A 13,650-nucleotide genomic window follows, 5' to 3' on the forward strand; every position below is an offset into this window, starting at 1 on the left:
GTTAATAAAAGGTTGAGCTGACGATGCTGCGCTTCTCGAAATCGAAGATCATCTTCACGGTGGGGATCATCGTCATCGGCCTGTTGCTCGCCGTTCCGAGCATGATGAGCCGCGAGCAGCGCGAGTCGTTCCAGCGCTCGCTGCCCAATTGGGTGCCGTCGTGGCTGATCCCGTCCCGCGCCATCGTGCTCGGCCTCGACCTGCAGGGCGGTTCGCACGTCCTGCTCGAGGTCGATGTGCCGGATCTGATGCGCACGCAGACCACGCAGCTCCGCGACGACATTCGCCGGATCCTGCGCGAGACGCGCGTGACGCCGCAGGGCGGCATCCAGCTGACCCCGCGCGGGGCCCAGATCCGGGTCCCCGATGTGGCCGATCGCGACCGGGTTCTGCCGAAGCTGCGCGAGCTGGGGCAACCCCTCGGCAGCGCCATTCTGGGCCAGGGCGGCGGCCGCGATATCGAGGTGTCGGTGACGCCCGAAGGCCTCATTGCGCTGACCTATTCGGAAGGGGGTGTGAACGAGAAGGTTCGCCGCGCCGTCGACCAGGCCATCGAAGTCATCCGCCGCCGTATCGACGTGACGGGCACGACCGAGCCCAGCATTCAGCGGCAGGGCGCAGATCGCATTCTCGTCCAGGTTCCGGGCTTGCAGGATCCGCAGCGGCTGAAAGAACTTCTCGGCCGCACGGCCAAGCTCGAATTCCGCCTGCTGGCGCAACCGGGCGCTGCCGATGTGGACATGCTGCCGATGAAGGAAGAGGGCGGCAACCGTGTTCCCGTCGAGCGCCGCGTCATCGTCGACGGCAGCGATCTGGTGGATGCGCAACCCGCCTTCGACAGCCGCACCAACGAACCCATCGTCAATTTCCGCTTCAACGTCCGCGGCGCGCAACGCTTCGGCCAAGCGACCACGGAGGCAATCGGCCGTCCGCTCGCGATCGTGCTCGACAACGAGGTGATCTCCGCGCCGACCATCCAGTCCGCGATCACCGGGGGCGCCGGACAGATCTCCGGCCGCTTCACGGTCCAGCAGGTCAACGACCTGTCGGTGCTGCTGCGCGCCGGTGCCCTGCCGGCGAAGCTCACCATCGTCGAGGAACGCACCGTGGGTCCGGGCCTCGGGCAGGATTCGATCGAGGCCGGCAAGAAGGCGACCTATGTGGCGACGATCTTCGTCGTGATCTTCATGTTCGCGACCTACGGCCTGTTCGGCCTGTTCGCCAATATCGCGCTCGTCGTCCATGTCGGCCTGATCTTCGGCCTCATGTCCATTCTCGAGGCGACGCTGACGCTTCCGGGTATCGCCGGCATTGTGCTCACCATCGGCACGGCGGTCGATTCCAACGTGCTCATCTACGAGCGCATCCGCGAGGAATTCAAAGCCGGACGATCGATGGTGTCCGCCATTCAGGCGGGCTTCGACCGCGCCTTCGCCACCATCGTGGATTCCAACAGCACCATGGCGATCGCCGCCGTGATCCTGTTCTTCCTCGGCTCGGGGCCGGTGCGCGGCTTCGCGGTCGTCTTCATTCTCGGCATCCTGACGACGGTTCTCACCGCCGTGACCCTGACGCGCATGATGATTGCGCTCTGGTACCATTGGATGCGTCCAAAAACCCTTCCGTTCTAAGGAGCTCTCATCGTGCGCCTCATCCGGCTTTGGCCCGACGACTCCCGTTTCGACTTCATGAAGTTTCGGCGGTTCTCGTTCCCGCTCTCCGCCCTCTTCTCAGTGGTGACAGTTGTCCTGCTGCTGACGGTCGGCCTGAATTTCGGTATCGATTTCAAGGGCGGCACGCTCATGGAGCTGCAGGCGAAATCCGGCCAGGCCGATGTCGGCAAGGTCCGCCAGGCGGCCGACAGCTTCGGCTTCGGCGAGGTCGAGGTGCAGGAATTCGGCACCGCGGGGGGAATCTCGCTGCGCTTCGCCATCCAGGAAGGCGGCGAAGCCGCCCAGAGCGCCGTCGTGCAGAAGGCGCGCGACACTTTTGGGGCGGAATACGAGTTCCAGCGCGTCGAGACGGTCGGTCCGCGCGTCTCCGGCGAACTCGTGCAATCCGGCACCGTCGGCATCATCCTGGCGGTCATCGCGGTGCTGTTCTATCTCTGGTTCCGTTTCGAGCGCGAACTGGCTGTCGGCGCGATCATCGGCACGCTCCACGACATCGTGCTGACGCTCGGCTTCTTCGTCATCACGCGCCACGAATTCAACATGACGTCCATCGCGGCGATCCTGACGATCGTCGGCTATTCGCTGAACGAGACCGTGGTGGTGTTCGACCGCACGCGCGAACTCATGCGCCGTTACAAGACGATGCCATCCGTCGATCTGTTGAACCTGTCGATCAACAACACCATGTCGCGCACCGTGATGACGGCCGTGACCACGGCCTTGTCGCTGCTGGCGCTGGTGCTCTTCGGCGGGCGCGCCATCGAAGGCTTCGCCCAGGTGATGCTGTATGGTGTTGTGATCTGCACCTATTCGGCGATCTGCATTTCGTCGCCGATGCTGATCTATATCGGGCTTCGCGGCTCGGAAGCCACCAAAACGGTCGGCGGCAAGGTCGCGCCGGCGGAGTAGATCGATGAGTGGCGGCCGGATTTACGACGGCTTTGTTCCAGGGCGTCATTTAATTGACGCCTATGGCAATGGCGGCTTCCGTTTCGCCGAAATGTCCCATCGCGGTTCGATTCTCGCGTTGCCGTCCGGCATCGTTGCGTGGCCTGTGACCGCCATGTCGGATGTCACGGCGGAGAACCTCGCGCCCGTTTTCGCGCAGGGCACTGAACTCGAGTTGCTGCTCTTCGGGACCGGGCTCGAAATCGTGGCGCTTCCCGAGACGTTGCGCGCGCGCTTTCGTGCCGCCGGCATCGGGCTCGATGTGATGCAGACGGGTGCTGCGGCGCGCACCTACAACATCCTGCTGGCGGAAAACCGCAAGGTCGGCGCGGCGCTGATCGCCGTGGCCTGACATGACAGACGACGCCCTGAATTTTGCCTATGCCCATTGCGAGGAACTTATCCGCGATGTGGATGAGGATCGTTTTCTTGCGGCACAGTTTTCGCCCGCCGACAAACGGCCCCACCTGTTTGCTCTTTACGCCTTCAGCCACGAGATCGCGCGCGTGCGCGATTCCGTCCGTGAGGCGATGATTGGCGAAATCCGGCTGCAATGGTGGCGCGATACGCTCCAGGGCGAAGCGCGCGGCGATGTGCGCGCCAACCCGATCGCGGCGGCGCTCGACGAAACGATCGTGAAATTTCGTCTGCCGCGGCAAGCATTGGTCGATCTCATCGATGCGCGCGTGTTCGACCTCTACGACGACCAGATGCCCACGGTGAACGATCTCGAGGGCTATTGCGGCGAGACCTCGTCGAGCCTGCTTCGGCTCGCGTCCATCATCCTGTGCGGCGGGGCCGATCCTGGCAGTGCGGATGCGGCCGGCCATGCGGGGGTCGCCTACGCCATGACGGGATTGCTGCGCGCGTTTCCGTGGCATGCGCGCCGGGGCCAGGTTTTCGTCCCGACTGACATCCTGGCGCGTCATGGTGTCGTGCGCGACGACATCATCAGCGGGCGCGGCGGCCCGGGCCTGACGGGAGCGCTGGCGGACATGCGCGCCGTCGCCCGCTGGCACATGGAACAGACGCGCAGCCTGCGCAGCACCATTCGGCCCGAGACAAGGCCAGTCTACCGTCTCCTTGCGCTCGTCGAGCCGTATCTGAGGCGGATGGAGCGGGCCGATTACGACCCGTTCACCACGCCCGTCGACATCGCCAAGTGGCGCAAGATCTGGTTCCTGTGGCGGGGCTGGTCATAGGCCGGCCCACCGCCGCGACGGCCGGTTTGCATGTTCGCGCCTCTCCTCCCCCTTGCGGGGAGGAGCTGGAGGTGGGGGTCGAACGACCGGGTGGTTCCGGAATCGGAACGCCGTATCGCCGTTCGAAAACACGCGGTTTCGAGGAGCGCTTCGACTTTCCGACCCCCACCCTGACCCTCCCCGCAAGGGGGAGGGAAAGGACCGCTTGAGCCTTCATCGCCTCCGCCGTTTTGCCGAGGACGAAGGAGCGGACAATTCACACCCGCCATCGCCCTTTCCGGAAGATGCCCTTTTTCCAACACGGTTGCCGTGTTAACGCGTTGCAGGGATGTGAGGACGGCCACGCTTGGCCGGTCTATCGAGAGCGTGGACGCGATATGGATTTCGGATGGAAGCGGGCCGCCCTGGTGCTCGCAGCTTTGATCGGCGGCGCGAGCGGCGCTCAGGCGGACCGGATCAAGAATCCGACCGCGGTCTTTTCCGGCCTCGACAAGATCACCGGCCGCATCGTCTCGTTCGAAGTCGGCATCGACGAGACGGTTCAGTTCGGCGCCTTGCGCATGCAATCCCGCGTCTGCTTTACCAAGCCGCCCAACGAGAACCCCAACACCACATCGTTTGTCGAGGTCGAGGAGAGCGGCACGGACGGCAAGTCCCGCAAGGTCTTCTCCGGCTGGATGTTTGCGTCGAGCCCCGGCCTCCACGGCATCGAGCACCCGGTCTACGACATCTGGCTCGTGGATTGCAAAGGCGGCAGGGAAATCATCCCCGAGCCCAAGGAAGCCGCAGAGGAACTGCCGCCGATCGATGAGACTCGTCCGGTCGCAACGGAAGCCTCTCGGCCCGGCGACATTCTGGCTCCCGGGGTCGACGCCCAGACCGCGCCGCCTCCGCCGCCGATCGAGACGGCCCCTTTGCGTCCGCAGGCTCCGGTCCGCCGCGCGCCGGTTGCCCCGGTCATCAACAATGATCGGTCGAACGACCGCTAGTGTTTGAGAGAACTGCCGTCTAGCGACTGTCCGCCTCGGCGATCGCCGCGAGGACTTCGTTGCCGCTGACGGCGGTGTCCAGCGGCCAGACGTCCCATTGCGCATCGTGGTCCATGGCCGCGCGAAGCAATTGTTTGTAATTGCGCCGCGGCACCTCGATGGCGCCGAATTGCGCCAGATGCGGCGTCACGAATTGCGTGTCGAGCAGGGTGAAACCACCCTTCCTGAGCCGTGCGACCAGGTGGACCAGCGCCACCTTTGAAGCGTCGCGCTCCCGGTGAAACATGCTTTCGCCGAAGAACGCCCCTTGCAGGCGCACTCCGTACAGCCCGCCCACGAGACGGTCGTCGCGATAGACCTCGACGGTATGGCAGAAGCCGGCGTCGAACAGTTCCCCGTAGAGCCGGCGGATGCGACCGCTGATCCAGGTTTTCTCGCGGTCGAATCCCGGTGCCGCGCAGGCGGCGATGACCGCATCGAAATCCTCGTCGACGCGGATATCGAAGATGTCGGAACGGATGGTCCGCGCCAGGCGCTTCGAAATGTGGAAGCCGCGCAAAGGAATGATGCCGCGCTCGCGCGGTTCGACCCAGAACAGGGTCGGGTCGTCGGCATCCTCGGCCATCGGGAAGATTCCCGCCGCATATGCCCGGAGAAGGATCTCGGGGGTGATTTCGAGCGCGCGATCCGAGGCTCTGCTCATGCAACTAAAACCCGCTCATTGCCTGTCCAGATTAAGCCGAGCCGGGCCCGATGTCACACGGGTAAAACCAAGTTGTGATCATGCGAGGAGGACGATTCCCGCCCGGGGACTCGTCAGATGTTGTCCACGTCCTCGATTCCGCCGGTCTTGAGGAAATGCTCCAGCCAGTGGATGTCGTATTGGCCGTTCTGAATGTCGGGATTGCGCACGAGGGTCCGAAACAGCGGCAAGGTCGTATCGACGCCGTCGACCACGAACTCGTCGAGCGCCCGGCGCAGCCGCATCAGGCATTCGTTGCGCGTGCGGCCATGGACGATGAGCTTGCCGACGAGCGAGTCGTAATGCGGCGGAATGCGGTAGCCCTGATAGGCCGCCGAATCGACGCGCACGCCGAGACCGCCCGGCGTATGGAAATAGCTGATCGTGCCGGGCGAGGGGCGAAACGTCGAGGGATGCTCGGCATTGACCCGGCATTCGATGGCGTGGCCATCGAACCGGACGTCGCTCTGCTTGACCGACAGGGGGGCGCCAGCGGCGATCCGGATCTGCTCGTTGACCAGATCGATCCCGGTGATCATCTCCGTCACCGGATGCTCGACCTGGATGCGGGTGTTCATCTCGATGAAGTAGAACTCGCCGTCCTCGTAAAGGAACTCGATGGTGCCGGCGCCGCTATATTGCATGTCCTGCATGGCCTTGGCGCAGACATTGCCAATGCGCTCGCGCATTTCGACGTTGAGGGCAGGCGAGGGGCCTTCCTCCCAGACCTTCTGGTGCCGGCGCTGGAGCGAGCAATCGCGCTCGCCGAGGTGGATGGCATTGCCGCGGCCGTCGCCCAGGACTTGGATTTCGATGTGACGCGGTTTTTCGAGGAATTTTTCGATGTAGACAGCATCGTCGCCGAAGGCCGCCTTGGCCTCGGTCCGCGCGGTCTGGAGGGCATGGACGAGGTCCGCTTCTGTCCGCGCCACCTTCATGCCGCGACCGCCACCGCCTGCCGCCGCCTTGATGATGACCGGGTAGCCGATCTCCTTGGCGATGCGCATGGCTTCGCCCTCGTCGGTGACGCCGCCCTCGGAGCCGGGAACGCACGGGATGCCGAGGCGCTTGGCCGTCCGCTTGGCCTCGATCTTGTCGCCCATGATGCGGATATGTTCGGCCTTGGGGCCGATGAACGCGATGTGGTGATGCTCGAGCACCTCCGCGAAACGCGCGTTTTCCGAGAGGAAGCCGTAGCCGGGGTGGATGGCGTCCGCGCCGGTGATCTCGCATGCGGCGATCAGGGCCGGAATGTTGAGGTAGCTATCCCGGGCGGCCGGCGGCCCGATGCAGACGCTCTCGTCGGCGAGGCGCACATGCATGGCGTCGGCATCGGCGGTGGAGTGAACCGCCACGGTGGCGATGCCGAGCTCCTTTGCGGCCCGCAGGATTCGCAGGGCGATCTCGCCCCGGTTGGCGATGAGGATCTTGTCGAACATTGCCATCACTCGATGACGAGGAGCGGTTCGCCATATTCGACGGGCGTTCCGTCTTCGACATAGATCGCCGTCACGGTGCCGGCGCGCGGGGCCGTGATTTCGTTGAAGGTCTTCATGGCTTCCACCAGCAGCAACTTGTCGCCGACCTGCACCTTGGAGCCGACCTCGACGAAGTTCTTCGCCTCGGGCGAAGGCTTGCGATAGGCGGTGCCGACCATCGGCGACAGCACGGCGCCGGCATGGGCTGCGGCGGCCGCCCGCGCGGTCGAGGCGGCCTCGGCGACGGTCGGGGGCGGGGCGACGACCGCTGTTGGAATGGCTGGCGCGGGCGCGTAGGAGACGGCTGGCGCGGCGCTTATCATCCGCGCGACGCGAATGCGAAGGTCGCCTTTTTCAACTTCGATCTCGGTCAGATCCGTGTCGGAGATCAGTGCTGCGAGCTCGCGCACGAGATCGGGATCAAAAGGATTGTCTTTGGCCATGAGGCTTGCCTCTAATCTTTGAGGAACGAATGCTTTGCGAGAACTAATGCTTGGAAGGCTCGTCCTGCTGTGACCGCTCCGCCAGCGTGCGGTGGACGGCCTCGAGACCCAGCAGGTAGCTCATCGGCCCGAAACCGCAGATCACCCCGAGCGATACCGGTGCGATCAGGGAGCGGTGGCGAATGGCCTCACGAGCATGAACATTGGACAGGTGAACCTCGACCGTGGGAGCGCCGCTGCCCGCGATCGCGTCCCGGAGGGCGAGCGACGTGTGGGTATACGCGCCCGCATTGATGACGATGCCGGCGCCCTGAGTGCCGGCTTCCTGGATCCAGTCGACCAGATGGCCCTCGTGATTAGACTGCCGGAAGGTCACTGATGCGCCCAACGTGCCCGCCTTCTCGCGCACCAGCCGCTCGATTTCCGCAAGCGTCGTGCTGCCGTAGATCTGCGGCTCTCTGCGGCCGAGAAGGTTGAGGTTGGGTCCGTTCAGGACGTGGATCGTGATCATTGCGAAATGACTATTCCGGAAAGCGCCAAAAACTGGAGCCGAAAGGCCGTCTTAGCCAAAACGCCGCCGAGGGGGAAGGGTAAAACCAAGTCTTTCCAAAGCCAGAGCCGCAGGGCGTGGTTCGGGAAGCGCTTCCGAACAGGCTCAAACCGGCGCGCAGCCTTGTTCCGCCAGGTATTCACGCCCTGCGCGACCGGTTCTCCATCAGCAGGCGGCCTTGCCGCATTTCCGGGTATTGGCCACAACTTGCCGGAGCGGGTCGAGGCCGACGGCGCCCGGAATGATCTCTTCGCCGACGATGAAGGCCGGCGTGCCGGTCAGGCCCAGCTTGTCGCCCAATCCCGCATTCTCCTCGAGCGCGGCGCCGACCTCGGCGCCGGCCATTTCCTTCTGCAGGCGCGGCACGTCGAGGCCCATCTCCTTGGCGACGGCGAGCGCCCGCTCGCCGTTCACCCGCCCGCGGCTGTCCATCAGCTTGACGTGGTAATCGAGCAGCTTCTCGCCCTGGAGCTGGTTCTTGACCGCGAGGCCGACCCGGCTGGCTTCGACCGAATCCGGCCCGAGGACCGGGAAGTCCTTGAGCACGATGCGAAGCTTGGGGTCGTTCTTCACGAGGGTGCGGACGTCGCCGAGAGCTTTTTTGCAGTAGCCGCAATTGTAGTCGAAGAACTCCACCAGCGTGACGTCGCCGGCCGGATTGCCGACGACCAGCGAATGCGGCGAGTTCAGCAGCGTCTGGCGGGTTTCTTTCAGGGCGCCGGCTTGCGAGACCCGCTGGGCATCGGCCTGCCGCTTCTCCAGCTCGGCGATCACCTCGGTCAGGACCTCGGGATTCTTGAGGAGGTAGTCACGCACGATCTCGCCGATCGCCTGACGTTGCGGTTCGGAGAATGGCGCATTCTGGGCCGTCGCGGCTGAGCCGACGACCAAGCTGCCGAAGAGGGCGAAGGTCGAAAGCGAGTGGGAGAGCGAAAAACGCATTTTGGGTCCTTGTCGGGAGCGAAGCCCCTGTCGCGCCAAAGGGCGACGAAATGTCTCCCGAAGGCAGAGAGACGAAAAAGTGAAGCGGTCCATCGACCGCGTGATTCCACGCCAGAACTAACGGTTTCGGCCGGGAAGCTCAATTCACGCCTTCGTGGACGCATGTGGCAGTCCTCGGGAAGTTCTTGAGGCGCGGGCGTCAAGCGGGTACCACCCGCGCATGACAAAAGCACGCCCGAACCTTCACCTGCCCGTCGTCGCGCGCCGCATGGAGCGCGTGTCGTCGTTCCTTGCCATGGATGTGTTGAGCGCCGCCGCGGCGAAAGAAAGGCAGGGCGGCAGCGTCATTCACATGGAAGTGGGACAGCCCTCGGCACCGGCCCCGCGTGCCGCGCGCGAGGCGGCCAAGACCGCGTTGGATCTGGGGCGCATCGGCTATACCGAGGCCCTCGGCCTCTCGTCCCTCCGTGAGCGGATCGCCCGTCATTACCGGGACAGCTACGGCGTCGGCGTTTCGGCTGAGCGGATCGTCGTCACCACCGGCTCTTCCGCCGGGTTCGTGCTGGCGTTCTTGAGCCTTTTCGATCCAGGGCAGCGCATTGCCATCACCGCGCCCGGCTACCCGGCCTATCGCAATATCCTCGAAGCGCTCGATCTTGAGCCGGTCATCGTCCCTCTGTCGAAGCCGGAGGGCTGGATCATGACCGCGCAGGCGGTCGAGAGGGCTCATGCGGAAAGGCCCATCCACGGCATTCTGGCCATGAGTCCGGCCAATCCGTCAGGCACGATGATCGGCCGCGACGCCCTCGCGGAACTCGGCGCCATGTGCCGCCGCCTCGGATTGTGGTTCATCTCCGACGAGATTTATCACGGGCTCACCTATTCGGCCCCGGCCTCGACCGCCCTGTCATCGGATGACGACGCGATCATCATCAACTCATTCTCGAAATACTACTGCATGACCGGCTGGCGCATCGGCTGGATGGTGGTGCCGGAGCGCGTGGTGCGGCCCATCGAGCGATTGGCGCAGAACTTCTATATCTCGCCGCCTTATCTTTCGCAGGTGGCGGCCTTGGCGGCCTTCGAGGCGATCGACGAGCTGGAAATCGTCAAAGCCGGCTATGCCCGCAATCGCGCCATCCTGCTGGAAGAACTGCCGCGGATCGGCATCTCCGACATGCATCCGGTCGATGGCGCCTTCTACATCTATGCGGACATCGCCCGCTTCACGAACGACTCCATCGCCTTCTGCAAGCGCATGCTGGACGAGACGGGAGTGGCGGCGACGCCGGGGATGGATTTCGACCCGGTCGAGGGCGCGCATTACCTGCGCTTTTCATTCGCAGGGTCGGAAAACGATTGCCGCGAGACAGTATCCCGCCTCGCGGCTTGGTTGAAATAACGATGGAGCGCGACCTCTCCCCGGCGGGGAGAGGTGGCGCGAAGCGAGGGTGAGGGGAAAAGATCTTTCCGGAAAACGCGCCGCACCCTCACCCGGACCGTCGGTCCGACCTCTCCCTCGAGGGAGAGGTGGAGGAAGCGCCGACCCTTCACTCCCGGGGGAAAGGTGAAGAGCGGCACCATGACCTCTCCCCGGCGGGGAGAGGTCGAGCGGAGCGAGGGTGAGGGGTCTTTCCGAAAACCGCGCCGCACCCTCACCCGGACCTTCGGTCCGACCTCTCCCTCGAGGGAGAGGTGGAGGAAGCGCCGACCCTTCACTCCCGGGGGAAAGGTGAATAGCGGCACCATCACCTCTCCCCGGCGGGGAGAGGTCGAGCGAAGCGAGGGTGAGGGGAAAGGTCTTTCCGGGCGCTGCGCGAGCCTAATGCCCGCTGATCACCGACTTTGCCTTCGACCACCAGCCGGCGCGCTTCGGGCGATCCGGATCGGGCGGGGTGAGGACGACTGCGACGGGCTCGGGTTCCGGCGCCGCCGGCGGAGCGGGCTCGGGCTCGGGCTCGGGTGCAGACTCCCCTGCAGGCGCGTGCGATTTCGTGACCGACTCGACGATGGGCACCGAGCGGATGGCGCCTGCGCGCTCCTCGCTCCGTGGCGCGGGCGCGCTTTCGCCGGCCTCTGACGGCGTGGCGGGTTCCGCTGCATCAACGGCGCCGGAGGCATCCGACAGATCTTCGGAGACAGCCTCCAAACCTTCTTCGCGGCCGCGGCCACGACCACCCCGACGGCCGCGACGACGGCGGCGCGCGCTGCGTTCTTCGGATTCGGCGGTTCCGGCTTCAGCCGCAAGGGGCGCCTCGGCTTCGGATTCCTCATCCGAGCCTTCGCCCTCTTCGGTCGCGCCCGTCTCGTCGCCCTCGGTTTCGGTGCCAGAGGCGTCACGATCCCGGCCACGGCGGCGGCGGCGACGACGACGGCGACGGCCCGTGCCGTCTCCTTCCTCGTCGCGGTCCTCACCGGATCGCGCTTCGACGACGGATTCGTCCGCCGCCTCGGTCTCGCCCTCGATTTCGTCCTCCATCTCCAGATCGGCTTCCGCGGCCTCGTCGGCGGGCGGAATGGCGTCGATCTGAATGCCGGTGGCGGCGGCCCGGTGCTCGATGCGAAGTGCGGGCTCGCCACGCTCGATCGCGTAGTTGGTGGTGCCGGTCAGGCTGTCATCGGCCACGATGCTGATCGTGACGCCGAACCGCGTTTCCAGTTCGCGCAGGTGAATGCGCTTCTGGTTGAGGATGTAGAACGCCGCCTCCATCCGCGTGCGGACGACGAGGTTGTAGCCGGCATTCTTGATCAGCGTCTCTTCGATGGAGCGCAGCACATGCAGGGCCACCGACGGGGTCGAACGCACGAAGCCCGTGCCGGCGCAGTGGGCGCACGGGATCGACGAGGATTCGAGGACGCCGGTGCGGATGCGCTGACGCGACATTTCGAGCAGACCGAACGGCGAGATGCGTCCGACCTGGATGCGGGCGCGGTCGTTCTTCAGGCACTCGTTCAGCTTCTTCTCGACGGTGCGGTTATTCCGCTTTTCTTCCATGTCGATGAAATCGATGACGATGAGGCCGGCCAGATCGCGCAGGCGAAGCTGGCGGGCGATTTCTTCCGCGGCCTCGAGATTCGTGCGGTAGGCCGTGTCCTCGATATTGTGCTCCCGGGTGGAGCGGCCCGAGTTCACGTCGATCGAGACCAGCGCCTCGGTCGGGCTGATGACCAGATAGCCGCCGGATTTCAGCGTCACGTGGTTCGAGAACATCGCGTCGAGCTGGGCTTCGACGCCGTGTTTGGCAAAGAGCGGCTGCGGATCGCGATAGGGCTGGACGATCTTGGCATGGCTCGGCATGAGCATGCGCATGAAGTCCTTGGCCTCGCGATAGCCGTCCTCGCCCGACACCGTGACGTCATCGATATCCTTGTTGTAGAGATCGCGGATGGCGCGCTTGATCAGCGAGCCTTCCTCGTAGACGAGGGACGGTGCCGAGGAACTGAGCGTCAGCTCGCGCACGCTCTCCCAAAGCCGCATCAGGTATTCGTAGTCGCGCTTGATCTCCGGCTTGGTGCGCGATGCGCCGGCGGTGCGCAGGATGATGCCCATGCCGTCCGGCACGGACAGGTCCTGGGCGATCTCCTTCAGGCGCTTGCGGTCGGCCGCATTGGTGATCTTGCGGGAAATGCCGCCGCCGCGCCCCGTATTGGGCATGAGCACCGAATAGCGCCCCGCGAGCGACAGGTAGGTGGTGAGCGCCGCGCCCTTGTTGCCGCGCTCTTCCTTGACGACCTGAACCAGCAGGATCTGGCGACGCTTGATGACTTCCTGGATCTTGTATTGCTTGCGCGGCACGCGCGGGCGGTGAGGAATGTCCTCCTCGGCATCGCCGCCGCCGAGCTGCTCGACGATATGGTCGGGATCCTCTTCGCCGTGGTCGTCGTCATCATGATGGTCGTCGTGCTCTTCCTCGTCCGAATGCTCCTCGCGAGCCTCGCTTGACGGGGCGGCCTCGGCCCAAGCCTCGCCGGAGGAGGGCGCTTCGCCTTCCGAGGATTGTTCGTCGCCGGATGCTTCGCCGGTCGTCAGAACGGTCGTGTCGCCGACAACCTCGAACTCGCCTTCCAGGATCGGTGCGCCGCCCTCAGGAGGCTCGACGCCTTCATCCGCGCCGATTTCCAAGGATGTGACGGCGGCATCGCCCCGCGAGCGCTTGGGCGCCGAGCGACGGCGACGATTGCGGCGCTGCTCCTCGTCGCGCTCTTCCTCGCGCTGAGCCTCGGCATCCGCTTCCAGCAGAGCCTGACGGTCGGCGACGGGGATTTGATAGTAATCCGGGTGGATTTCGCTGAAGGCGAGGAAACCGTGGCGGTTGCCGCCATATTCCACGAATGCCGCCTGAAGGGACGGTTCGACCCGCGTTACCTTCGCCAGATAAATATTGCCCCGCAACTGTTTGCGGGTCGCCGACTCAAAGTCGAATTCCTCGACCTTTTGGCCGCGTACCACCACGACCCGGGTCTCTTCCGGGTGGGAGGCATCGATAAGCATCTTGTTTGCCATGTTGAACTCTCGACATGGCGACCGGGGCCAGAACCTGAGGCAGGAGCCGCGAAAGGGGCGGGTGGCCTCGCCGCGAAACTCGGCAGCGGGCCTGTATTGCGTTCAAATGTCTGTCGGTCGCCATCATGCGCCTCATTGGGGCGCATTCTGGGTTGAATTGGGCCGACGCCATGCCGGGT

General features: G+C 64.8%; 12 protein-coding genes. 6 read left to right on the forward strand and 6 right to left on the reverse strand.

The genetic code is table 11. The annotated features are described in order from the left end of the window. Positions 1–23: 23 nt before the first annotated feature. The 5 genes from secD to FEZ63_RS01150 all read left to right on the forward strand — a co-directional run bounded on the left by secD (position 24) and on the right by FEZ63_RS01150 (position 4,812). Complete coding sequence (gene secD, locus FEZ63_RS01130) at positions 24–1,631, forward strand: protein translocase subunit SecD (protein WP_150941798.1); 1,608 nt, start codon at positions 24–26, stop codon at positions 1,629–1,631. A gap of 12 nt (positions 1,632–1,643) precedes the next feature. After that, entirely contained in the window at positions 1,644–2,582 is a 939-nt protein-coding gene (gene secF, locus FEZ63_RS01135) for a protein translocase subunit SecF (RefSeq protein WP_150941799.1), read from the forward strand. 4 nt (positions 2,583–2,586) lie between these two features. After that, positions 2,587–2,973 (forward strand): Mth938-like domain-containing protein, encoded by a 387-nt coding sequence (locus FEZ63_RS01140; RefSeq protein ID WP_150941800.1) that lies wholly within the window; start codon positions 2,587–2,589, stop codon positions 2,971–2,973. A gap of 1 nt (position 2,974) precedes the next feature. Next, positions 2,975–3,823, forward strand: coding sequence for a phytoene/squalene synthase family protein (locus FEZ63_RS01145; protein WP_150941801.1), 849 nt, complete (start codon positions 2,975–2,977; stop codon positions 3,821–3,823). Between the two features lie 377 nt (positions 3,824–4,200). Then, complete coding sequence (locus tag FEZ63_RS01150; protein WP_150941802.1) at positions 4,201–4,812, forward strand: DUF2155 domain-containing protein; 612 nt, start codon at positions 4,201–4,203, stop codon at positions 4,810–4,812. 19 nt (positions 4,813–4,831) lie between these two features. On the opposite strand, the gene aat is transcribed toward FEZ63_RS01150, so the two are convergent. The 5 genes from aat to FEZ63_RS01175 all read right to left on the reverse strand — a co-directional run bounded on the left by aat (position 4,832) and on the right by FEZ63_RS01175 (position 8,967). Then, positions 4,832–5,515 (reverse strand): leucyl/phenylalanyl-tRNA--protein transferase, encoded by a 684-nt coding sequence (gene aat / locus FEZ63_RS01155; RefSeq protein ID WP_150941803.1) that lies wholly within the window; start codon positions 5,513–5,515, stop codon positions 4,832–4,834. A 113-nt stretch (positions 5,516–5,628) separates the two neighbouring features. Then, the gene (gene accC / locus FEZ63_RS01160; protein ID WP_150941804.1) at positions 5,629–6,993 is read right to left on the reverse strand and encodes an acetyl-CoA carboxylase biotin carboxylase subunit; all 1,365 of its coding nucleotides are present in this window, start codon (positions 6,991–6,993) and stop codon (positions 5,629–5,631) included. Between the two features lie 5 nt (positions 6,994–6,998). Beyond that, positions 6,999–7,475: an acetyl-CoA carboxylase biotin carboxyl carrier protein gene (gene accB, locus FEZ63_RS01165; protein ID WP_150941805.1), complete on the reverse strand. Its 477-nt coding sequence runs from the start codon at positions 7,473–7,475 to the stop codon at positions 6,999–7,001. Positions 7,476–7,518: 43 nt separating this feature from the next. Then, on the reverse strand, positions 7,519–7,986 hold the full coding sequence (gene aroQ / locus FEZ63_RS01170) for a type II 3-dehydroquinate dehydratase (RefSeq protein ID WP_150941806.1): 468 nt from the start codon (positions 7,984–7,986) through the stop codon (positions 7,519–7,521). A gap of 204 nt (positions 7,987–8,190) precedes the next feature. Next, positions 8,191–8,967 (reverse strand): DsbA family protein, encoded by a 777-nt coding sequence (locus FEZ63_RS01175; protein ID WP_150941807.1) that lies wholly within the window; start codon positions 8,965–8,967, stop codon positions 8,191–8,193. Positions 8,968–9,187: 220 nt separating this feature from the next. On the opposite strand from FEZ63_RS01175, the gene FEZ63_RS01180 reads away from it, so the two are divergent. Beyond that, a complete protein-coding gene (locus FEZ63_RS01180; protein ID WP_150941808.1) occupies positions 9,188–10,369 on the forward strand; it encodes a pyridoxal phosphate-dependent aminotransferase in 1,182 nt (393 codons plus the stop codon). Positions 10,370–10,789: 420 nt separating this feature from the next. Here the strand turns inward: FEZ63_RS01180 and FEZ63_RS01185 are convergent, their stop codons facing one another. Continuing rightward, positions 10,790–13,471, reverse strand: coding sequence for an Rne/Rng family ribonuclease (locus FEZ63_RS01185; protein ID WP_150941809.1), 2,682 nt, complete (start codon positions 13,469–13,471; stop codon positions 10,790–10,792). Positions 13,472–13,650 lie beyond the last annotated feature (179 nt).

It is taken from the genome of Microvirga brassicacearum, assembly GCF_008757455.1.
Classification (GTDB): Bacteria; Pseudomonadota; Alphaproteobacteria; order Rhizobiales; family Beijerinckiaceae; genus Microvirga; species Microvirga brassicacearum.

Bases quoted from the DNA above. Each gene is read 5' to 3' on its own strand.
- FEZ63_RS01180 (WP_150941808.1), top strand. From the start codon at position 9,188: ATGACAAAAGCACGCCCGAACCTTCACCTGCCCGTCGTCGCGCGCCGC.
- aroQ (WP_150941806.1), bottom strand. From the start codon at position 7,986: ATGATCACGATCCACGTCCTGAACGGACCCAACCTCAACCTTCTCGGC.
- FEZ63_RS01185 (WP_150941809.1), bottom strand. From the start codon at position 13,471: ATGGCAAACAAGATGCTTATCGATGCCTCCCACCCGGAAGAGACCCGG.
- FEZ63_RS01150 (WP_150941802.1), top strand. From the start codon at position 4,201: ATGGATTTCGGATGGAAGCGGGCCGCCCTGGTGCTCGCAGCTTTGATC.
- accC (WP_150941804.1), bottom strand. From the start codon at position 6,993: ATGTTCGACAAGATCCTCATCGCCAACCGGGGCGAGATCGCCCTGCGA.
- aat (WP_150941803.1), bottom strand. From the start codon at position 5,515: ATGAGCAGAGCCTCGGATCGCGCGCTCGAAATCACCCCCGAGATCCTT.
- accB (WP_150941805.1), bottom strand. From the start codon at position 7,475: ATGGCCAAAGACAATCCTTTTGATCCCGATCTCGTGCGCGAGCTCGCA.
- FEZ63_RS01140 (WP_150941800.1), top strand. From the start codon at position 2,587: ATGAGTGGCGGCCGGATTTACGACGGCTTTGTTCCAGGGCGTCATTTA.
- FEZ63_RS01145 (WP_150941801.1), top strand. From the start codon at position 2,975: ATGACAGACGACGCCCTGAATTTTGCCTATGCCCATTGCGAGGAACTT.
- secD (WP_150941798.1), top strand. From the start codon at position 24: ATGCTGCGCTTCTCGAAATCGAAGATCATCTTCACGGTGGGGATCATC.
- FEZ63_RS01175 (WP_150941807.1), bottom strand. From the start codon at position 8,967: ATGCGTTTTTCGCTCTCCCACTCGCTTTCGACCTTCGCCCTCTTCGGC.